At 49.5% G+C, this 20,372-nt stretch carries 17 protein-coding genes; 4 read left to right on the top strand and 13 right to left on the bottom strand.

Annotated elements, in window-relative coordinates; all coding sequences use genetic code 11:
- Nucleotide 1 precedes the first annotated feature (1 nt).
- The 5 genes from QU597_RS05990 to cysT form a co-directional block, all read right to left on the bottom strand.
- Nucleotides 2-784, bottom strand: coding sequence for an MBL fold metallo-hydrolase (locus QU597_RS05990; protein ID WP_310831802.1), 783 nt, complete (start codon nt 782-784; stop codon nt 2-4).
- Nucleotides 785-1,217: 433 nt separating this feature from the next.
- Nucleotides 1,218-2,288 carry a sulfate ABC transporter substrate-binding protein gene (locus QU597_RS05985; RefSeq protein WP_310831801.1) on the bottom strand — a complete coding sequence of 357 codons (1,071 nt, stop codon included), beginning with the start codon at nt 2,286-2,288 and terminating at the stop codon, nt 1,218-1,220.
- Nucleotides 2,289-2,307: 19 nt separating this feature from the next.
- Complete coding sequence (locus QU597_RS05980; RefSeq protein WP_310831800.1) at nt 2,308-3,372, bottom strand: sulfate/molybdate ABC transporter ATP-binding protein; 1,065 nt, start codon at nt 3,370-3,372, stop codon at nt 2,308-2,310.
- A gap of 2 nt (nt 3,373-3,374) precedes the next feature.
- Nucleotides 3,375-4,172 carry a sulfate ABC transporter permease gene (locus QU597_RS05975; protein WP_206103536.1) on the bottom strand — a complete coding sequence of 266 codons (798 nt, stop codon included), beginning with the start codon at nt 4,170-4,172 and terminating at the stop codon, nt 3,375-3,377.
- The gene (gene cysT / locus QU597_RS05970) at nt 4,169-4,984 is read right to left on the bottom strand and encodes a sulfate ABC transporter permease subunit CysT (protein WP_054939283.1); all 816 of its coding nucleotides are present in this window, start codon (nt 4,982-4,984) and stop codon (nt 4,169-4,171) included. The genes QU597_RS05975 and cysT overlap by 4 nt, the downstream gene beginning before the upstream one ends.
- Nucleotides 4,985-5,170: 186 nt before the next feature.
- Between cysT and QU597_RS05965 the strand changes: the two genes are divergently transcribed.
- Complete coding sequence (locus tag QU597_RS05965; protein WP_206103535.1) at nt 5,171-5,572, top strand: secondary thiamine-phosphate synthase enzyme YjbQ; 402 nt, start codon at nt 5,171-5,173, stop codon at nt 5,570-5,572.
- Between the two features lie 150 nt (nt 5,573-5,722).
- Here QU597_RS05965 and QU597_RS05960 read toward each other — a convergent pair whose 3' ends face one another.
- From QU597_RS05960 to QU597_RS05950, 3 genes are all read right to left on the bottom strand, one after another.
- Nucleotides 5,723-6,304 carry a TetR/AcrR family transcriptional regulator gene (locus tag QU597_RS05960; RefSeq protein WP_310831799.1) on the bottom strand — a complete coding sequence of 194 codons (582 nt, stop codon included), beginning with the start codon at nt 6,302-6,304 and terminating at the stop codon, nt 5,723-5,725.
- A gap of 3 nt (nt 6,305-6,307) precedes the next feature.
- Nucleotides 6,308-6,940 (bottom strand): YigZ family protein, encoded by a 633-nt coding sequence (locus tag QU597_RS05955; RefSeq protein ID WP_206103534.1) that lies wholly within the window; start codon nt 6,938-6,940, stop codon nt 6,308-6,310.
- A 124-nt stretch (nt 6,941-7,064) separates the two neighbouring features.
- A complete protein-coding gene (locus QU597_RS05950) occupies nt 7,065-8,420 on the bottom strand; it encodes a glucose-6-phosphate isomerase (protein WP_206103533.1) in 1,356 nt (451 codons plus the stop codon).
- A 300-nt stretch (nt 8,421-8,720) separates the two neighbouring features.
- Between QU597_RS05950 and QU597_RS05945 the strand changes: the two genes are divergently transcribed.
- Complete coding sequence (locus QU597_RS05945; protein WP_310831798.1) at nt 8,721-9,623, top strand: NAD(P)-dependent oxidoreductase; 903 nt, start codon at nt 8,721-8,723, stop codon at nt 9,621-9,623.
- A gap of 103 nt (nt 9,624-9,726) precedes the next feature.
- On the opposite strand, the gene QU597_RS05940 is transcribed toward QU597_RS05945, so the two are convergent.
- Nucleotides 9,727-11,205, bottom strand: a complete 1,479-nt coding sequence (locus QU597_RS05940; RefSeq protein WP_310831797.1) for a M14 family zinc carboxypeptidase — start codon at nt 11,203-11,205, stop codon at nt 9,727-9,729.
- 277 nt (nt 11,206-11,482) lie between these two features.
- On the opposite strand from QU597_RS05940, the gene QU597_RS05935 reads away from it, so the two are divergent.
- Nucleotides 11,483-11,962, top strand: a complete 480-nt coding sequence (locus tag QU597_RS05935) for a GNAT family N-acetyltransferase (RefSeq protein WP_310831796.1) — start codon at nt 11,483-11,485, stop codon at nt 11,960-11,962.
- 35 nt (nt 11,963-11,997) lie between these two features.
- On the opposite strand, the gene QU597_RS05930 is transcribed toward QU597_RS05935, so the two are convergent.
- The 3 genes from QU597_RS05930 to tkt form a co-directional block, all read right to left on the bottom strand.
- A complete protein-coding gene (locus QU597_RS05930) occupies nt 11,998-12,828 on the bottom strand; it encodes an alpha/beta fold hydrolase (RefSeq protein WP_310831795.1) in 831 nt (276 codons plus the stop codon).
- A 195-nt stretch (nt 12,829-13,023) separates the two neighbouring features.
- Nucleotides 13,024-13,341, bottom strand: a complete 318-nt coding sequence (ppnP, locus tag QU597_RS05925) for a pyrimidine/purine nucleoside phosphorylase (protein ID WP_310831794.1) — start codon at nt 13,339-13,341, stop codon at nt 13,024-13,026.
- Between the two features lie 34 nt (nt 13,342-13,375).
- Nucleotides 13,376-15,424 (bottom strand): transketolase, encoded by a 2,049-nt coding sequence (gene tkt, locus QU597_RS05920; protein WP_310831793.1) that lies wholly within the window; start codon nt 15,422-15,424, stop codon nt 13,376-13,378.
- 306 nt (nt 15,425-15,730) lie between these two features.
- Here tkt and QU597_RS05915 point away from each other — a divergent pair, with 306 nt between their 5' ends.
- Nucleotides 15,731-16,369 (top strand): hypothetical protein, encoded by a 639-nt coding sequence (locus QU597_RS05915; RefSeq protein ID WP_310831792.1) that lies wholly within the window; start codon nt 15,731-15,733, stop codon nt 16,367-16,369.
- 49 nt (nt 16,370-16,418) lie between these two features.
- Here QU597_RS05915 and QU597_RS05910 read toward each other — a convergent pair whose 3' ends face one another.
- The gene (locus tag QU597_RS05910; RefSeq protein WP_310831791.1) at nt 16,419-20,372 is read right to left on the bottom strand and encodes a glycoside hydrolase family 78 protein; all 3,954 of its coding nucleotides are present in this window, start codon (nt 20,370-20,372) and stop codon (nt 16,419-16,421) included.

Raw genomic sequence — 20,372 nt, 5'->3', positions numbered from 1 at the left:
TTCAGCTATTTCCCAGCTCCAGCGCAACTCTCATCCCCGTCTCAGCCAGGGTAACTCCCTCCGGCAAAATGTAGTCTTTGCGGATATCCACATCATGCGACATATGGGTATACACGGTACGGCGCGGCTTTACGAGCTTCAACAGCTCGGCTGCTTCCGTCATATCGTATACAGAGCGAGTAGACAGCTCCGCCGCCTCGTAATAAAAGCTTGTGCCCAGCACCAGCAGATCCGCCCCAAGCATCGGTTTGGTCTCTTCCGGTCCCAGCGAGATGGAGTCAGAGCAATACACCCACGTATACCCCTGCTTTTCCAGCCGGTAGGCATAGGAATAGCCGTTTTTGCCATGGTTCACCCGCCAGGTGCTGATCTGCCAGCCATCCAGCGTAATTCCGTCATCGCAGGGAATCATCTCGATATGGCCGCTAAGCCACGGATACTGCCGCAGAATTACTGGAATCACCTCGGCCGGTGCATACAGCTCACCCCGATAACCCATCCAGCGGCAGGCATCCGCCCATTCCGGCAGGCCCCCGATATGATCGAAGTGGGCGTGGGTCACCAGCAGTCTGCGCATGCTACGCAATCCCTGCAGCTCCATTTGCCGCCGCCAGTCCGGCCCGCAGTCAATCGCCAGAAAATCACTGCCGTTATCTATAAGCACGGATGAGCGCAGGCGGGCATTCCGCCCGTCCGTTCTAGCTTCCATACAGGTCTCACAGCTGCAGTACACCCGGGGTACGCCCATGGCGTCGCCTGTCCCCAAAAACACCAGCGTATCCATCTTCACTCTCTCCTTCAGTTCTTATAGTTGAACTTATTTTTTTACAATACGGGATCAGTCGCGACTGCGGTGAATATTTGCGCTTCCGGCCGCTGTTGTCTACAGATTTCTCTTGATTATCACCGCAGTTTGCGGAAGAAATCCGTAGACTGCTTATGCTTCCGAAGCGAGCTTTCCAAGGAAAGCTTGTAGGCGAACGCTATCGCTCCTACAGTTCCAAAATCCCCCTCTGCCACTCCATCCCCTCTTCTTTTGTTATAAGTTCAAATTTTATATCCGGTAAGTTTAAGTAACCCCCATTATAGTACATATCACAGTTCAACTCATCATTGCTCTTAGCACCAGCGCAAAAACCGTCCCTCCGGAAGGAGGAACGGTCCTATTCGCACACATACTTTCGCTTCTGCATCAGCCTCACAGAGTACTCCTGCTGCTAGATTCCGGCCAGCACCTGATACCAGACACCCCGCTTGGAATACAGTGTCTCCTTGACCTCCGCCCAGCCGCCGAGATAATCAATCCCGAACAGCCCGGAGGGGACCGGATAACGGCTCTCATTCTCCGCATAGACCTGCTCGTTTACCGGACGGAAGCCGTATTTGGCGAAGACCTCCTGCGCCTGCTCTGTGGTCAGGAAATCCACCAGCGCCTCAGCAGCCTCGCGCGTACCATGTTCATCGGCATACTTATCCACGACCGCAGCCGGATTCTCGATCAGAATCGTATCCTTCGGAATGATAACCTCATACTTCACACCCTGGGCAATCCGCGCCAGCAGCTCATTCTCGTAAGTGACAATGACATCGCCTACGCCATACTCAAAAGCCGCCATCGAAGCCCGCCCGCTCTTATCCAGCGATTCCACATTGGCATGCACGCTCTCCAGAAAAGCTTTGGCGGCAGCAGGGTCCTTAACCCCCGTCTGCTCCTCTGACAGCTTCAATCCGGCGCCGTAGATCGCGTTGATATCCCACTGCGCTCCGCCGGAGGTTTTCGGATTCGGGTAGAGCACCTTTACACCAGGCTTCGCCAGATCGGCAAAATCATGAATCCCCTTAGGGTTGCCTTCCCGCGTGCCAAGCGCTACCACCGAGCGGGTCACCATTCCGTTCTCACCGCGCTCTTTCCATGTATCCGCTACGAGTCCGGCCTTCACCAGCTTCCCGACATCGCCTTCCAGGGCCAGCAGGGTTACATCCGCCTCGAATCCCCCGGCAATCGCCCGGGCTTGGGTGCCCGAAGCTTCATAGGACTCCTGGAATACGATCTTCTGGCCCGTCTTGGCCTTCCACTCCGCTGCGAACAGCGGCAGAATATCATTCATCGCATCCTTCACCACACTATAGGCGCCGACGACAAGTGTCAGATCACCTTGCTGCGTAGCCGGTGCACTATCCGCCGTTTCCTTACCGTTCCCGCAGCCGGCCAGAGCCAGTGCGAGCATTGCCAGCATTAGGGCTGCCAGCCATCCGTGCAGTTGTCTGCTCCTTTTGAGAACCCTCATCCCGGCACACATCCTTTGTTTAAATGAACACAGGCATCGGATCTTCCTTCAGCCCGTTCTCCTGAATCCAGCTGCGCTCGTCATTGAACAGATAGGCACGGTGGACAAGCACCGAAATTTCCTGGCCCGGTGTAAGTGTCTCTTTCTCCAGAGACCGGTACGTCACCAGCTTATGCCCGTTCACCTCAACCTCCACCAGCCATTCACTGCCGCGGAAATGCAAGTGCTTCACAATGCCCTGCTCTGTGGCCGAAGCCATTTTGAATTCATGCAGATGGCCTACTTCGATATATTCCGGACGGATCAGCGCCTTCGTCGGTTTACCGCCACCCGCATTTTTGAAGCCTTTCAGCTCACTTGCGCTCTCAATCAGCGTAGATTCTCCGATAAAGGTAGCCACGAACGGCGTCTTCGGCTCCTTATAAATATCCCACGGGGTCCCCTTTTGCTCCAGACGCCCCTGATTAATGATCATAATCTCATCAGCGACTTCGATCGCTTCATCCTGGTCATGCGTAACGAAGATCGAGGTGATGCCGACACGTTCAATCAGCTCGCGAAGCCATGAACGCAGCTCCTGGCGGATCTTCGCATCAATGGCTGCAAAAGGTTCATCCAGCAGCAGCAGCTGCGGCTCAGGTGCAAGTGCCCGGGCAAACGCCACCCGCTGACGCTGGCCCCCGGAGAGCTGATGCGGATATCGCTTCTCGAATCCTTTAAGCCCGGTAAGCTCGACAAGCTCCATCACCCGGCCATGGATGGTATTTTTGTTTACTTTTTTCACCTTAAGCCCAAAGGCAATATTCTCATACACGGTCATGTGCTTAAAGAGCGCATAGTTCTGGAACACAAAGCCGATTTCCCGCTCCTGGGGCGGAAGAGTATTGACCGTTTTGCCATGAAAAATAATTTCACCGCTATCCGGCGTCTCCAGTCCTGCCAGCATGCGCAGAATCGAGGTTTTGCCGCCGCCGCTTGGCCCGAGCAAGCCAATCAGATGACCTTTGGTAATTCCGAAATTGATGTCCTTAACGGCGTGAAAATCTCCAAAATGCTTATTCAGTCCCCGAACTTCTACATGCATCTCTAGTGCACACCCTTTCTTCTTTTACTCCATTCCATTAACAGCAGCAGCCCTGCGGAGAACGCGGCCAGTACCAGCGCCACACCGCCCGCAGCAGTCACATTGAAATTCTCTACATCCTGATAAACCAGTGTAGTAGCGGTTTGGGTTTTGTTCATGATGTTGCCGGAAACGACCAGTACCGCACCAAATTCCCCCAGCGAGCGGGCAACCGTAAGAATTACACCGTAGATGACCGCCCAGCGGATCGAAGGCCAGGTGACCTTCCAAAAGGTTGTCCAGCCATACGCCCCGAGCGTCGAAGCGGCCTCCTCCTGCTGTGAACCGATCTCCTGCAGCACCGGCATCACCTCACGCACCATCAGCGGGAAGGTGACAAACAGCGTGGCAATGACCATTCCCGGAAAAGCATAAACAATCTTTACTCCGATTTGTTCGAATACCGCGCCTAAAGCGCTATCCGGTCCCAGCAGCAGCACAATCATCAGTCCGCCAATGACCGGAGATACAGCGTATGGCAGATCGACGATGCTGTTCAGCAGTCCTCTCAGCTTTGCGCTCAGCCAGTTGGCACGTACAAGATAAAGAGCCATCATAATTCCAAACAAGGTGTTCAGCAGCGTAACCACAGTTACAACAAGCCCGGTCATCATCAGCGCATGCAGCGCCTCCGGCCGGGACAGGGATGCCCAGAAGCCGCCGAAGCCTTCGCTGAAGGCTTCCGTGGTCATCTTGCCCAGGGGAGCCGCAATCAGCAGGAAAAACACAAGATAAGTGAGTCCAATCCATAGTCTTCTCATGATCTTCTCCCCCGCATCTGCAGCATATTAATCAGCCAGAGAATCACAAAGGATAAGGTCAATAGAATAACAGACACCGCAGCGGCGCCAACCGGATTATCACTTTCTACCTCACCGAAAATAAACACGGAGGATACGAGTGTCCGTCCCGGAATATTGCCTGCTACAAGCACTACAGCACCGAACTCGGCCAGCGCCCGTGAAAAAGCAAGCATTCCTCCGCTAATCATCCCTGGAGCCATGGAGGGCAGAATGACCTGCCGGAATACCCGGCTGCTCTTGGCTCCCATCGTATAAGCCGCTTCCTCCTCGGAAGGGTCAAGCTCCTCCAGCAGCGGCTGCACCGCGCGGATCACAAACGGAAAAGTAACGAAAATCATGGCTATCACGATTGCCGGCTGATGAAAAACAATCTCGAAGCCGAGCTTCTCCGCCAGCCCGCCTATCAGACTGCCGGGGCCGAGCAGCAGCAGAATCATCAGTCCCCCTACTGCTGTCGGCAGGGCAAAGGGCAGATCGACCAGGCTGTTCAGCAGAGCTTTACCGGGAAAACGGTAGCGAATCAGCACCCAGGCGATCATTGTACCGAGCAGTACATTTATGACTGTAGCGATAACGGCCAATTTCAGCGTGAGGAGTACCGACTTCCAGGCAATAGGGTCACTTATGCTCTCGGCAAAGCTGCTGAAGCCCAGCGAAAACGAATTGTAGTAGACGCCCATAATCGGCAAAATGATCAGTACTACAAAATACAGCAATATAGTTGTGCGAAATCCCCAGGTCCATCCCTTGTGTCTTAGCAGCGAATTCAAGTTATAAGTCCCCCCACCTCCGGGTATCCGGTCGGTATAGTAGCCATTACGCCATAATTATTCCTATTAACATACTTGGTTTTATAATTATTACTACTTTACCAAAGCCGCTGGTGCCCGTCAATTACTTTTGTTCAATTTGGGGTAAACTATAGTATATTTATTCTATAAGGAGGGGATAGCGTTATGCTACATACGATTGAAATATCGACCAGTAAGCGTGACGAGCTGCGCGATATTACCCGTGAAGTCATCTCATTTGTAAAAAAGAGCGGTGTGCAAAATGGAATTGCCGTCGTCTATTGTCCGCATACTACAGCCGGAATTGCCATTAATGAAAATGCTGATCCGGACGTAAAGCATGATGTTCTGATGAGACTGGACGAAGTGTACCCCTGGGAGCATCCTAAATACCGTCATGCAGAAGGCAATACCGCTTCGCACCTGAAGTCGATTACCTCCGGTCCATCCCAAAGCATCATTATTCATGAGGGCAGACTGCTTCTGGGCCGCTGGCAGGGCATTTATTTCTGCGAATTCGACGGGCCGAGACACCGTGAGTGTTATGTGAAAATTATCGAGGGCTGATCCGGTTATCCTGTTATTCGAAAAAAGAAGCGGCTCCGTCCGATTCTAAGGAGCCGCTTCTATATAATATATAGCTTCTATAACACTTTCACCAAGCAAAGTTATACCAATGCACAGCTCTAAAGCGAAGAGCCCCAAAAAAATTGCACTCTATAAACTGCGGCTCAGTACCTTAATATGCGTCAGTGCCGCCTGCTTCACGTCCTCGAATGATACCTTATCCTGAATATAATATGAAATAAATCCGTGAGCAGATAAAAATAATGTCAGCGGAACACTCTGCCAATCCTCGGAAACATATCCTTCTTCCTTCATATGCCGGCGCACAATGCCTGCGAATAACTCAAAACATCGTCCCTGTTCTGCCCGGCAATACGCGAGAAGCTCTTCATCACGGATCATAAACATGATCTCATACTGATAAGGATGATCCAGTCCAAAACGGATAAATTCCATCACAAGCTGTTCTACCCGGGTCATCCCCGGTTCAGGAGGGTTGTTCATTGCCTCGCTAAGCAATGCTGCCACGTGATTGAAATCTTCAACAACAATCGCATAAAATAACTCTGCTTTTTCTTTGAAATGATAATAGAGTGAGCCATGGCTGTACCCCAAATGCTGACCGATGCTGCGCATAGAAATCGCACGGTAGCCTTTGGTAATAAACAGATGCCTTGCCGCCTCCAGAATCCTTTCTCTCGACAACTCCCGCTCCACTGCTCTTCTTGCCATAATCTATTCCCCTTCGCTGTAGTAAATCCGCCGCCCTTCTGTAACCAGTGCTTGCCCCTGGGTAAGATCTGTTATCCATGCCATAAAGGCGTCACCTTCATCATTCCGCGGAAGACACAGCAGCGTCACTGTATCGGTAAAAGCAGTTTCGCCGGTCTTAATGGCTCTGCTCCGCAGTTCATTCTCTACCTTGCCGAGCCAGGTATAGTCGATCTGCACGAACACTTCGCGCCTTAACACACGGGTGATGACTTCTCCGGCCTCCAGGGCCAGAACCGCACCATCCGTATACGCCCGGATTAGTCCGCCTGCTCCCAGCATGATACCTCCGAAATAACGGGTAACGACAATTGCGACATTTTTAACTTGTTGGTTGCGGATTACTTCCAAAATCGGTTTACCGGCCGTTCCACTCGGTTCCCCGTCGTCTGACTGTCTTTGAATCTCGTCTCGTTCTCCAATCATATAAGCGGAGCAGTTATGTGTGGCATTCCAATGCTGTTTCTTGATGTTCTCGATAAATTGCACAGCTTCTTCTTCATTGTCCACCGGCATTACATGGCCGATAAACCGCGACTTACGGATTACGACTTCCCGGGACCCGGGAGAACGCACCGTCCGATATTGTTCCAGCATCCTGTTCCAGTCCTTACCTGTCTATGATAACTTGATATAGTTTGGGAGCAGCCCCGGTAAGAATTACCTGCGGACTGCTCCCAGTTACTGCATTTGTATGAATGGTCTGTGGTGTGCCGTAATGCTATTCAGTAAGTCTGGCTTCCAGCTCCGCTTTTTCTTTTTCGTAGCCCGGTTTGCCCAGCAGCGCGAACATATTCTTCTTGTATGCTTCTACGCCCGGTTGGTCAAACGGGTTAACGCCAAGCAGATATCCGCTGATACCGCAGGCTTTTTCAAAGAAATAAACCAGGTAACCAAAAGTATAAGGAGTCTGATCCGGAATGGTGACTACCAGATTCGGCACTTGTCCGTCTGTGTGCGCCAGCAGTGTTCCTTGGAATGCCTTCTTGTTTACAAAATCAACGGTTTGACCGGAAAGGAAATTCAGGCCGTCAAGATCGTCAGCATCGCTCTCAAGCGTAATGTGATGACGGACTTGCTCCACTTGGATCACCGTTTCGAAGATGTTGCGGTTGCCCTCTTGAATGAACTGGCCCATGGAGTGCAGATCCGTAGAGAAGTCAACGGAAGAAGGATAGATACCTTTGTAATCCTTGCCTTCACTTTCGCCGAACAATTGTTTCCACCATTCGGAGACAAAGTGCAGGGACGGCTCGTAGTTCACGAGAATCTCTGTAGTTTTGCCTTTACGGTACAGCGCGTTGCGCACTGCAGCATATTGATAAGCCTGGTTCGTAGCTACATCCGGATTGTTGAACTCATCCGCTGCGGCTGCTGCCCCCTGCATCATTTCTTCAATGTTGATTCCCGCAACAGCGATCGGCAGAAGTCCTACCGGTGTCAGCACGGAATAACGTCCGCCTACATCGTCAGGAATAATGAACGACTCGTAGCCTTCTTCGTTAGCCAGCTTCTTGAGAGCGCCTTTTTCCTTGTCTGTGGTAGCGTAAATGCGTTTGCGTGCTTCTTCCTTGCCATATTTCTTCTCCAGTGCTGCGCGGAAAATGCGGAAAGCGATAGCCGGCTCAGTTGTTGTACCAGATTTGGAGATTACGTTCACGGAGAAGTCTTTGCCTTCCACCAGATCAAGCAGGTGCGTGATGTATGTAGAGCTGATGTTGTTACCGGCAAAATATACTTCCGGTGTCTTGCGCTGATCTTTGGAAAGGTTATTGTAAAAGGAATGCGTAAGTGCCTCAATGGCAGCGCGTGCCCCCAGATAAGAACCGCCGATACCGATAACAATCAGCACGTCAGAATCACTCTGGATCTTCTTGGCTGCCGCTTGAATACGGGCGAACTCCTCCTTGTCATAAGCGTTAGGGAGATCGATCCAGCCCAGGAAATCAGAGCCTACTCCAGTCTTGTTATGCAATTGCTCGTGGGCTAATTGAATCGGAGCGGCAAAATAGTCAATTTCATGCTGGTTGAAGAAGGACAGGGCTTTGCTGTAGTCAAAATTAATCTTCTTGGACATCGGTTATGGTAACCTCCTGTTTATCTCTTTAGATTTAACACCGTTTGTTACAACTTTATACTCTAGGATACTTTAATTTGCCTTGACTGGCAAGGTCTTAGGGCACATCCACGGCTTTTGGACCATGTTTTTGAGAGTTTCATGGAAGCGCTTGCCGTATATACAAAGATATGCTGCCCTGTGGAACAACCCTAAATGCCGTGATAGAATGTAGAAAAACACGGCTAGAGGAAATGAACCCGCAAATAACTGAAAGGTTCAATCTCTGTAGTGAACTTAAAGAGTGAAGGTGGAGATGGAATGAAACAGATCGGATTTATCGGACTCGGAACAATGGGTGCTCCTATGGCCTCCAATCTGCTGAAAAGCGGATTTCAGGTTACGGTATATAACCGCACGGCTGCGAAATGCAAGCCGCTGGAAGAAGAAGGGGCACAAGCGGCGGCTACTCCACAGGCTGCGGCACAGGGCAAGGATGTTATTATTACCATGATCAGCAACGATGATTCGATCCGTGAGGTGTTCTACAGTGAGAACGGCATACTGGCTGCCCTTAAGCCGGGAGCCGTGGTCATCGATTCCAGCACCATTTCCCCCGGACTGGTTAAAGAAATCGCTGCAGCGGTGGAAGAACGGGGCGGCAGCTTCCTTGATGCTCCGGTAACAGGCAGCAAACCGGCTGCAATCGAAGGTACTCTTGTATTTATGGTTGGCGGCAAAGCAGAAGTCATCGAAGCGCACCGGGATATCTTCGACACCATGGGCCGCCTCCTGCTGCATATGGGTGATAACGGCAGCGGTGCCGTAGCGAAGCTGGCCCACAACTCTATGGTCGGCATCCATAACGTCGCACTCGCGGAAGGCTTCTCCATCGCCGTGAAGAACGGCGTACCGGCAGACAAGTTCCTGGAGCTTGTCCAGAACGGTTCGGCAGGCAGCAAACAAGCCGAGCTCAAGGGACGCAAGATCATCGACAATGACTTCAGCAATCAGTTTTCACTGGCTCTTATGCTGAAGGATCTGAAGCTCGCTTCCTCACTCAGCGATGCCACAGGCGTGCCCACACCGATGCTCGGTGTAGCCAAGAGCATGTTCCAGGCCGGCTTCAATCATGGTTATGGGGACGAAGACCTGTCCGCAGTAATCAAATCCTATGAAGAATGGATTGGCCGGAAGATCGGCGGCAGTGCAAGCGAGGAATAGAAGTTATAAAGGGGGTGTTCCGCAAGCCGTTATACGGCTTGGAACACCCCCCCTTTCTTTGATGCAGGTTATTACGGGATCGATATGATATGAATTTATATAATTACGGCATGCTCACAGGCTCTGGCTCGATCTGTCCGGATACCTCCGGTTCACTTGGTGCGGCTTGCTCTGGTCCGATTGACGTGTCTTGCTCAGTTGGTTTAACCGGCCAGGTTAGCTCGGCCATTCGTCCGTCAATCCACCAGTTTCCGCTTGGAGTGGAGGCAAGTAGCCAGTTTCCCCATCTGCCGGTTACCTGAACAGCCTGCGGTTCCAAATTCGTAACTTTAGGAGCGTATCTATCCGGATATTTATATGCCTGAGAACTCAACTTCAATTCAGCAGTTGCCATAATCTCCTCAACCACGGCCAGCTTCCCCGAAGCAGGATGAATCCAGCCCACGCCTTCACTCACCTGCACTTGATACCAGTCACCCTTCTTGGCGATAACATGAAGCCTTTGCGGCAGCAGATTGATGCCGCTGGCTGAAGCCCCTATCGAGGCATATAACTCAGTACCGGCCAGTAAATCCATAGACTGCTGCAGATACTGGACCTTCTGCTTTTTCAGCCATAAGGAGTAAGACTGCCCCGCGGAATATAGCCCTACCGCCCTGTTATCCTTCCAGATGCTTGCAAACTGGCTCAACGGAACCTCTGTCTCACCAGCATATCTTGCAATTTCAACCGTAAATCCGGGACGGCCAAACTCCTGAATGAACCAGTCCTTGTAGCCGCCGCCCGACGGGTTGTTCTCCGGTGCTACCAGCGAATAACTGGTCAGACTGCCAAGTGCCCGGGCCATCGTCCGGTCGCGGGACAAATTGCTGCCCAGTGTATTGAAATGCCAAAAAACGATTTCCCCGGAGCTGTGATAAGAGATCGTTACCTCCGGATCTATTCTATACGTAAAATCCATCATGGTCTGTACTTCCGGCGCTTGTGCAGGCCGTTGCCCTTTATAATTCTGATACCACGGATATGAGCCCGCATTCCTGATTGTGTTCCAGTTAGCCGGATATTGGCGGTTGAGGTCAATCCCCTGCATATTCGCCTTCCAGCGGGTAAAATTTGTACTATTGCCATTATAACGGCGCAGCGTCTGGGCCAGTGCTGCCGGAAGTCCGGCCGTGCCTTGCTGGACCAAGGTAACCCCATCCGGATTGACCATCGGAACCAGCCAGATGCTTACTTCATCCAGAAGCTGGCGGACGTTGTAACCGGCAATGGCTGTATTGTTAGCATAGGCCTGGGCATATGTATCAATCATTTTCATCAGCACAGTAGTTGTCATCCACTCTCTGGCATGGTGTGAACCGTTAAGGAACAGCACGGATTCTCCTCTGCCCAGCTTTACAGCCCACAACTGCCGCCCGTAGGGACTCTGCCCCAGTGCCTCCATAGATACCAGGTCCGGGTACGCCTTCACTAACCGTTCAATATCTCTCTGCATAATCGTATAGGAATAAACCTGGTCAGGATTCACAATATTAGCCGCTGCCTCTGCAGGCCCTGCCACTCCTAGTAGAAATACTAGCAATATACCACTCCAAAAACTTAGCAAAATCTTATGTACTTCCCTGCCAATCCGTGATGTTCCCATTCTCTGCCTCCAGCTCTATCGATTCGAGGATTCTAGCTTCTCTATCATTTAGTGGAAGTATATGAGAATGTTCCTGTCCCGTCAATATCTAGCGGATGTCAATAGCCAGGGTACAGAAAGTGTTCATTAATAAGCTGAAGAAGCAGGTATAGGGCGTATCTTTCGCGAATCCTATAACCCGAACATAATCCATAATATCCCAGGGAGGAATAAAGTGTTTACTATATTACTCGCTGATCTGCAGGATACAGTCAGGCTGGCCAAAGTTCAGAAGCGGACATTCGATGCCGATGCCAGACAATATCAGAATAAAGAAGAGGACGGACCACCAGGATATGACTCTGCTGATTGGCAGGCCGAGCAGATGAACAATGGCCATTATTACAAGCTGCTTGCAGCCGGCGGGATCATCGGAGGAATGATTGTCTTCCCTTCTTCAGCCGGTGATGAATGCCATCTTGGCCGGATTTTTATTGATCCGCTGCATCAGAACCATGGCTATGGACATGAGGCCTTCCGTTTCCTGTTCCAGACCTATCCCTCCGCTCAGAAATGGACGCTGGACACTCCCTCATGGGCCGCCAGGAACCATTACTTCTATAAGAAGCACGGATTTATCCAGACGGGAGAAATCAAGGATACGAACAGCGGCGAAACGATCATTGAGTATGAACGAATCAGCATTGAGGGTTAATATCAGATTCAAAACGCCGATCGATAATTTATCGATTAATTATCGATCGTTTTAGCCTTCACCCGGTTTAGCCACTCTATTACCATAGCTCGAAGCAGCTCTTCCTGTTCCAGATGAAGATTATGTCCTGCACGGTCCAGCACTGAAAAAGCAGCATGAGGATATGCTTCCAGCAGATTCCACGCATCCTTGAAGCCTGTCATTGAATCCTGTCTTCCGGTCAAAATTAGGGATGGCTTAGTAAAGGGTGCAAGGGTCTCCAGATTGAAGCTGAAAGGATACCCTCCGCTCTCTTTTATCCGCTGCATAAATTGAACATCTGCAAGCTGCAGCCCACTGATAATCTCGGTGTTATACCGTTCCCAGACCGGCCGGCTCTGAACAACTGTAATAGAAGTGAACTCTTCCCGTTCTGCCTCTGTCAATTCAACAAGTAATTGATCATCACGAAACATAACCTGATGTGATGGTAATTCTCTGTCCGCCATTTCAGCAACCACGCATGGACACAACAGAAAGACTCCTTCGATCAAATCAGCGTAGTTTCTATGAAGGCCCCTTGCCAGATAGCCGCCATAAGACTGGCCTACGAGAAGAAACCGTTCACCCGGTATTAGCGCTTCAATCATCATCTCCACAGCCCGCAGCATATCATCTGAAGATGTAATCCAATCTGCTGACGGCGTCTTGCCCATTCCAGGCAGATCGACATAAATCCGTCTGTATCCTTCTTGGCGGGACATGATCGGCTCCATACAGCCCATCATCATTGTGTGGTCTGGACCATTGCCATGCAGGATCAGCATGGGTTGGCCTGTACCTGCCTCTTCATAGTTAAAAGTTATGTTGTTATCCGAATAGAGCAAAGGATCAGCCTCCTAACACAATATTATTTTGCTAATATTCAGCACTCTATATCTCTGTTAAGCCCATGTATGTATGAGAACATTAGTTCCTATATAGGATAGCAAATTTTCATCTATCAGGCAAGCTTTAGCCGCTGCAACTACAAAAAAAGAAGCCCCGCAGTTAAGCGGAGCTTCCTTCATTAGACCATTTAATTACAAATTCGGGTAAGAACAGCAATAATCAGTTAAGGCGAATACTTCCAGCGCAAATTTGGAGTTGCCGGGAACGTGGAACGTTTCGGCTCCCTTGATTTCTCTCCAGATATCTGTGCCGGGAAGCAGCACTTTCAGATCGCCGGATAAGATCTCCATCGTCTCCGGTCCATCCGTGCCGAATTCGTACACACCAGGCAGCATGATGCCGAGCGTCACCTTCGTACCATCCTCCAAAATAACTGTACGGCTGGTAACTTTTCCATCGTAATAAACATTGGCTGCTTTTTGAATTGTCGCGTTGGTAAACTGACTCATGTGCTTATTCTCCCCCTTGTCCTTATTCCGTCTATTATAGCAGTGCTTTTACGCGGCTGACTACATTTTCTACAGTAAAGCCGTATTCTTTGATTACAGTGTCACCAGGCGCGGATGCACCGAATGTAGTGATACCGAGAATGTCGCCTTGGTCGCCTGTGTAACGTTCCCAGCCGAAGGTCTGCGCCATTTCGATCGCCAGACGGGCTTTAACTTCAGGCAGGATAACTGAATCGCGGTAAGCTTTGTCCTGTTTCTCGAACAGATCCCAGCTCGGCAAGCTGATGACACGTACATCAATACCTTCTTCAGCCAGTGCTGCTTGGGCTTTTACAGCCAGCTGCACTTCAGAACCGGTAGCAATGATCTGTGCCTGCGGAGTACCGTTCTTGGAATCGGAGACAACATATCCACCTCGTTTGATGTTATCGCGCACGCCTTCAACAGTACCTGGAAGAATCGGCAGGTTCTGGCGGGTAAGCACCAGGGCCACAGGGTTAGCAGTGTTCTCTACAGCATAAGCCCAAGCCGCAGAAGTTTCGTTGGCATCAGCCGGACGAATAACAGTCAGACCCGGGATAATGCGCAGGGAAGCCAATTGTTCGATAGGCTCATGGGTAGGGCCGTCTTCGCCGACAGCGATACTGTCATGAGTAAGAACATAGGTTACCGGCAGCTTCATGATCGAAGCCAGACGGACAGCAGGACGCAGGTAATCGGTGAATACGAAGAAGGTACCGCCGAATACTTTGAGACCGCTGTGCAGGGCAATCCCGTTCATTGCTGCAGCCATACCGAACTCGCGTACACCGAAATAGATGTTGCGGCCGTCGTAGGAACTCGGAGTAAATTGGGTCAGACCATTCAAGTGAGTCATTGTAGAGCTTTCAAGGTCAGCGGAACCGCCCACCAGCTGTGGAACGCCGGCAGTCAGGCCGTTTAGAGCACTACCGGAAGCCACGCGTGTGGATACTGCTTTGTCTTCTGCTTTGTAGAATGGAAGATTAGCATCCCAGCCTGCTGGAAGCTCACCGCTGATTGCTGTTTCGAGCTGTGCAGCCAGCTCTGGATAGGCTTGTTTGTAAGCTGCGAATTTCTCATCCCATGCTTTATTGGCGGCGATGCCTTTATCCTTCACTTCAGCAAAACGCGCGCGGACTTCGTCAGGTACATAGAAATCTTCTTCGTATACCCATTTGTAGAAGTCTTTAGTCAGCTTCGCTTCGTCAGCACCCAGCGGGGAGCCGTGAGTACCGCCATGGCCGCCTTTACCTTGCTTGTTCGGGCTGCCGTATCCGATAACCGTCTTCACTTCAATCAGGGTTGGTTTGCTGCTGTCTGCTTGTGCTTCAGCGATAGCTTGGCCCAATGCCGGAAGATCGTTGCCGTCTTCTACGCGCAGAACCTGCCAGCCGTAAGCTTCAAAACGCTTCGCAACATTCTCGGAGAACGCCAGGTTCAGCTTACCGTCGAGCGAGATATCATTTGAATCGTACATTACAATCAGTTTGCCCAGCTTGAGGTGACCTGCCAGGGAAGCAGACTCGGAGGAGATCCCTTCCATCAAGTCGCCGTCGCCGCAGATTGCGTACGTATAGTGGTCAATTACATTATAGTTCTCTTTATTATAAGTAGCGCCCAGCTGAGCTTCAGCCATTGCCATACCTACAGCCATACCGATACCTTGTCCCAGCGGGCCAGTGGTAGCATCAACACCTGCGGTGTGACCGAATTCAGGATGGCCTGGAGTCAAGCTGCCCCATTGGCGGAATTGCTTCAATTCTTCCATCGGCAGATCGTAGCCGCTCAGGTGCAGCAAGCTGTACAGCAGCATTGAGCCATGTCCGGCGGACAATACAAAACGGTCACGGTTAACCCAAGTCGGATGATCCGGGTTGTGATTCATTGTTTTGGCAAATAGTTGGTAACCCATTGGTGCGGAGCCCATCGGCATACCTGGGTGACCGGAATTGGCTTTTTCAATTGCATCGATAGCCAAAGTACGGATGGTTGTGATCGCCAGGTTATCCACCGTCGAATTTTCTTCCTTATGGATCGCTTGTTCCTTTGCCTGTTCAGTCATTAAGATAATCCTCCTTGGAATCAAGAATGTCATTTTGACTATTATTGTATCACTAATGTGGAAGCATTTCCAATTGTTTTTGTAAAGATGATGTTTGAACAGCTTATATTTTGCCGCTTGAATCCAATCTATGCACTGGCCGGAGTCAAGTAGAGCGTATTTATTTGCATTTACTTAGCCTTAAGTCTAGTTTCAGGTCAAGACTAAAGTTTGTTTTCCAAAGCAGGATTATACAGTAAGATGGAGGTACTTCATTAAGAAATTTACCGGATTATCCAATACTTCCAGCAGAAAGGATTTTATAGTATGGGTAAGAGCAAACATATCTATATTGTACTAACCGGAACGGGGACCGCCTTTAGCGGAATTATTAAATGGTTCACAAAAGCTGAGCTGAACCATGCTTCGATCGCCTTTGACAGCAGACTGGACGAAGTATACAGCTTTGGACGCAAAAAAGTGCATAATCCGTTCGTTGCCGGCCTTATCCGCGAAAACTTCATTCACCCCTTCTACAGCACTGCAGACTGCGCTATCTACCAGCTGAACGTCAGTGAAGAAGAATACGAAGCCATGTACAACCATGTGCAAGGCATGATGGAGAACCAGGAACGCTATAAATATCATCTGCTGGGTCTGATCGGAGTGCTGCTGAACGTCAAATTCGACCGGGAGGATGCTTATTTCTGCTCCCATTTTGTCGCCTCAGTATTTGAAGAGGCCGCGTTCCAGCCGGTTGCCAAGCCCTCCTGTTTCGTGACACCGGAAGACTTCGCAGAATCCCTATGCGCCCATAAAATTTTCAGCGGCAAGTTATCCTACTACATGTACCTCACAAGAGGCAGCTCCTACATACCCTCACCCAAAACGCCCGCATTTTCAACCTCCGCCCTGGGGGCCCGAATGCTCCGGGTAAGCGAAGAACGGACCGAGGGGATCGTCTAGCGATCAGCCCTCCGCCCGTTGCAGACACGCTCTACTGGCTCGGAAGTGATTATTTTATCCTGTGGCTCTGAAAATATTCACTCCAATCTCCCAGGATCGATACCGTCACAGTATCCGTCTTGGTATTCCATTCATTCCTTGCCGTAAAAGTAAATGTAACCGGACCATCCGGCAGCTTCTCAAAACCGGGATCATACAGCTCACCAGTCCATTGGGTTTTGTTGGCGTCTGTTGGATGCAGCATGGCTCTATAACCTCCGGCCATGGTCACTTCAACCGAATCTGGAAGTCCTGTTGTGTTCGCCTGGAGCACAAAACGCTCCCCCGCCCAAAAGACATGATAACCCCGCGGATTCTCCGCCGTACCGCTCTTGTTCATATTGTAAGCCTGACGGTTTATGTTCCATTCCGCCGTATGCCGCACCATGCCCTGTACCGTCAATAAATTGACCATAAAATATTTCCGCGCCGATACGCTGCTCCAGCTAAAACCGTCATACACCTCAGCTTCAACTGCATATTTCTGGTTCTCCACTAATGCACCCGCTGGAATCTGCCACTGCTGCACACTTGAAGTCTGCTCTCCTGACTGAACAGTAACAGCCCCTGTAGTTAAATTAATAACCCTCACTTTATACCGCTGCTGCGCATCTCCGTCGTCATCCTGATAATCCCATTTGATTACGGGAGTCAATGTACTGACCACTGTAGGAGCGCTCTGGCTGGTGCTGGATGGATAAGTAATGTTTGAAATCGGGATGCGGTTTGCTACGCTGATATTCTGTACCAGCTCTCTCGACAGCCCCAGTGAGTCCGTCACAACCTGCCGCAGGGTGAAAATTCCGTTAGTGCTAAACTGCTTGGTAAAAGCACTCTGTGAGCTGGCGAGCTCTTCTGTTCCGCCGGAAGGCTTCAAGTAGTATTTATAGCTGATGCTATCGCCTTTGGCTGTATCCGCATCTGTTGCGGTGCCCTGAACCGTAAGGCTATCTGTGCGGTAGATCGGTACTTGGGCAGCGTTGCGGCCAGTATCGGTCATGAGCGTAAATCCCGGCTGCGGGGGGTTGTCGATGATGAAGGTTTTCTCGTTGGAAACTTCGGACCAGGAGTTCATGGAATATACCCGGCCCAAGATTGTAAATAATTTAAATCTTTCAAAGTTACCGTTGGGAATTTGATATTGCCGCAATGCTCCGGTACTATCTGAATTCTCAATAGTTTTAGCAAGAATGCTTTCTTTTGTATAAAATTCGAGCCTGTACTGCTCTTGAGGATCATTCTCCGGATCCACATATGTCCATTTGATTAACGGATCACCAGCTATGCTTGCATCGATAATTGTTGGACTTGCTGACGTACCTGCAGGAGCAGTCAAGGTCATAGCCGGAGCTAAGTTCTCGTTTATTGTCACCTTCAGACTGGCAATAATAGATTTTGCACCTATCTGATCTACGGCCCAGTGCTCAATGGTGTAAACTCCGGTATGGTAGAATGTCACGCTAACTGATTTATTATTGCGCAATAGGGTGGCCTGACCCTCGCTGTCGATCACCCGCCAGTAATACTGCAAACTGCTGATATCCGCACTATCCAGATCTGTTGCTCCAGATGTGTAAGTTTGGGTGGTGTACTGAGTAGCAGCGGCCGGCCCCGAAATATCTGTTGTAGGAACGTGATTCAAAATTTCAAACACCCGCGTGGCATATGCTTCCTGGCTTCCGTCCGATACATTCAACCGCATTTCCCAGTCCTGTGAGATCGCCTCTTTGTCCGTGATTCCGAGCCCACTAATCAGATTCCGGATGGCTACATTTTGGTTACGATTGCTGCCGCTATAGATATAGCTGCTATTGCCCTTACGTCCATACCAGGTGTAGGAGAGTGCGTCACCATCCGCATCCGGATCAGGGGTTGTATTTTCCATCGTCACCACATCATCACGATATACCTGAGTTGGCATCGTAAATTGTGCATTTGGCTTATTATTGATAACTGTAACCCATTGAGAATAATAATTGGACCAGGCCCCCCGGTTATCTCTAACCCGCAAAATCACCTCGTAACTGCCGACACCGTAATTCGTTAAGCTGGGAGGGGTAACATAGGAACCGTAATTGTAGTATACCTGGCCTCCATTTTTTCGGATAATCCACTCATACGTATCCAGGTAATCGTTATCCGGATCATACGATTTATCTGTTATTGTTGTGCTTTTACGATAGCTTACATTAATTGGATCAATAATAAAGTTGGCAACTGGAGGCAGGTTTGAACCCGTACCTACTACTTGTGAAGCCCAGTCGCTCCAAACCCCTAATCCAAGAGCTCCATCCATATCTCTTACCCGTAAACGTATTTCGTATGCGTCATTTGTCAGCCGGGAACTCAGCTGCCCGTCAGTCCAGACTTCATCCCCTACCTTTCGCCATTGCCACTGATGTTCGATTAACCCCTTATTGGATGCAGTGGTGTGGTCAATGTCAAATGAGTTGTCTGTCACTTGAATTGTGTTCCCGATTAGCCTTGCCGAGAAGAGAGCGGTTGGCTTCCGATGAATCAAAAATATAAGGCTGGACTGATTATCTCCGCTCCAAAGCCGGAATTCATCGAAACGGTCATTTTTCGGATTGTCCCGAACCTGCACAATTGCGTTATATAACCCGGAGTACGGCAATGAGGTATACATTGTTCCTCTCCATAGTCCTGAATCATAAATCGTGCCCATCGGATTATCAAAAAAGCTAGAATCTTGATCGTATCGGAATCGGACACTGTACTGCGGATCGGATTCATAGTCTGAGTAAGTACTGCCTATTTCAAATGGTGAATTAATCAGATAATAGTTTTTGTTCTTCAGTTTGTTTTTAACGTTGAAGTTAAACTGACCGCTTGCTTTATAGTTATGCCTATCTACAACCGTAACGGTCCCCGTATAACTCCCAGGCTGCAGGGAATCGTCGATAGCATCTATAGGAATGGTAAACTGCTGCGAAGTATAGGAGTTATATACTTTTATTTTCCGGTAATACACATTAGGGATTTCAACGATTACATCTAATGTTTCGTTATCCGGATCTTGTACGTAGCCGGTAACATTAAATATGTCCTGCCCGCTTTCGTTAAGAATGGTAGCTCCGTTTTGTGTCATCAGATTTAAGGTTGGAGGGGAGTTTACTTCTAGCTTTGCGTCTGCAAAGTCAATCAATGGCCATTCACTATAACGTCCATTATATAAATTATCAGTAAAAAGAAAGACATGGCGGATCATTTTCGGATCACTGACCAATAAGCGGCCCCAACCGGCAATTGCAGGTTGGGAATAATCCAAACTATAACTAGCCGCTGGTATGGAAAGATCTAAATGATCTTGTACTGGAGCAGGATGATAATAATCATCACCTTTAGCAAAATTAGTCTTATAAATAAGTCCTGGCGCTGACCCGGTAAACTCCTTTGTATAGTAATAAGGCGCAAACATCTCTCTTGTTAAATTAGTATTTCCACCATTCTCGAGCGACTCTTGAAAATCGCCCTTAACCCAACCTTGAACATCCACGTATGGCGAAGAATATATACTCTTATTATTCCAATAAAGCGGATCTTTTCCTGGCCCTCTGTCAACCGTCATCCAATAATTAATGTCTGACAAGTTATAGGTTAGTACTCTTGTCACGCGGTTCCATTTTATGTTGGTAACCTTGAAGCTGCTTCTATAGGCAGTCACTGTTGATTTTACATAATAAGCCCAATACGGATCATCAGTCCGCGCTGTCCACGAATTAAAGACCGGTGCCCGCCAATCATCTGGCATTGTAATAGTTCCACTGAAAGCAGGAACTTCCACGTCCATATAGTTTACATATGTTGTATCTAATGCAGAAGCTTCATCTTGCTTTAAAACAGGTATAAGGGTGAACAATAACACAAAGCATAAGGTAATTTTAGTGAGTTTAATAACCCGGCTATATTTAGAAATCTTGGAGACTAAACGGTTAAATTTCAT

Origin of the sequence: Paenibacillus pedocola (genome assembly GCF_031599675.1) — a bacterium.
Lineage (GTDB): Bacteria > Bacillota > Bacilli > Paenibacillales > Paenibacillaceae > Paenibacillus_AQ > Paenibacillus_AQ pedocola.
Note: the sequence above shows the minus strand (reverse complement) of the source record. Positions and strands in the feature narration are given on the sequence as shown.

Excerpts from the sequence above, each read along its gene's own strand:
- QU597_RS05990 (WP_310831802.1), bottom strand. The coding sequence starts at position 784 with ATGGATACGCTGGTGTTTTTGGGGACAGGCGACGCCATGGGCGTACCC.
- QU597_RS05985 (WP_310831801.1), bottom strand. The coding sequence starts at position 2,288 with ATGAGGGTTCTCAAAAGGAGCAGACAACTGCACGGATGGCTGGCAGCC.
- QU597_RS05980 (WP_310831800.1), bottom strand. The coding sequence starts at position 3,372 with ATGCATGTAGAAGTTCGGGGACTGAATAAGCATTTTGGAGATTTTCAC.
- QU597_RS05975 (WP_206103536.1), bottom strand. The coding sequence starts at position 4,172 with ATGAGAAGACTATGGATTGGACTCACTTATCTTGTGTTTTTCCTGCTG.
- QU597_RS05965 (WP_206103535.1), top strand. The coding sequence starts at position 5,171 with ATGCTACATACGATTGAAATATCGACCAGTAAGCGTGACGAGCTGCGC.
- QU597_RS05960 (WP_310831799.1), bottom strand. The coding sequence starts at position 6,304 with ATGGCAAGAAGAGCAGTGGAGCGGGAGTTGTCGAGAGAAAGGATTCTG.
- QU597_RS05955 (WP_206103534.1), bottom strand. The coding sequence starts at position 6,940 with ATGCTGGAACAATATCGGACGGTGCGTTCTCCCGGGTCCCGGGAAGTC.
- QU597_RS05950 (WP_206103533.1), bottom strand. The coding sequence starts at position 8,420 with ATGTCCAAGAAGATTAATTTTGACTACAGCAAAGCCCTGTCCTTCTTC.
- QU597_RS05945 (WP_310831798.1), top strand. The coding sequence starts at position 8,721 with ATGAAACAGATCGGATTTATCGGACTCGGAACAATGGGTGCTCCTATG.
- ppnP (WP_310831794.1), bottom strand. The coding sequence starts at position 13,341 with ATGAGTCAGTTTACCAACGCGACAATTCAAAAAGCAGCCAATGTTTAT.
- tkt (WP_310831793.1), bottom strand. The coding sequence starts at position 15,424 with ATGACTGAACAGGCAAAGGAACAAGCGATCCATAAGGAAGAAAATTCG.
- QU597_RS05915 (WP_310831792.1), top strand. The coding sequence starts at position 15,731 with ATGGGTAAGAGCAAACATATCTATATTGTACTAACCGGAACGGGGACC.
- QU597_RS05910 (WP_310831791.1), bottom strand. The coding sequence starts at position 20,372 with ATGAAATTTAACCGTTTAGTCTCCAAGATTTCTAAATATAGCCGGGTT.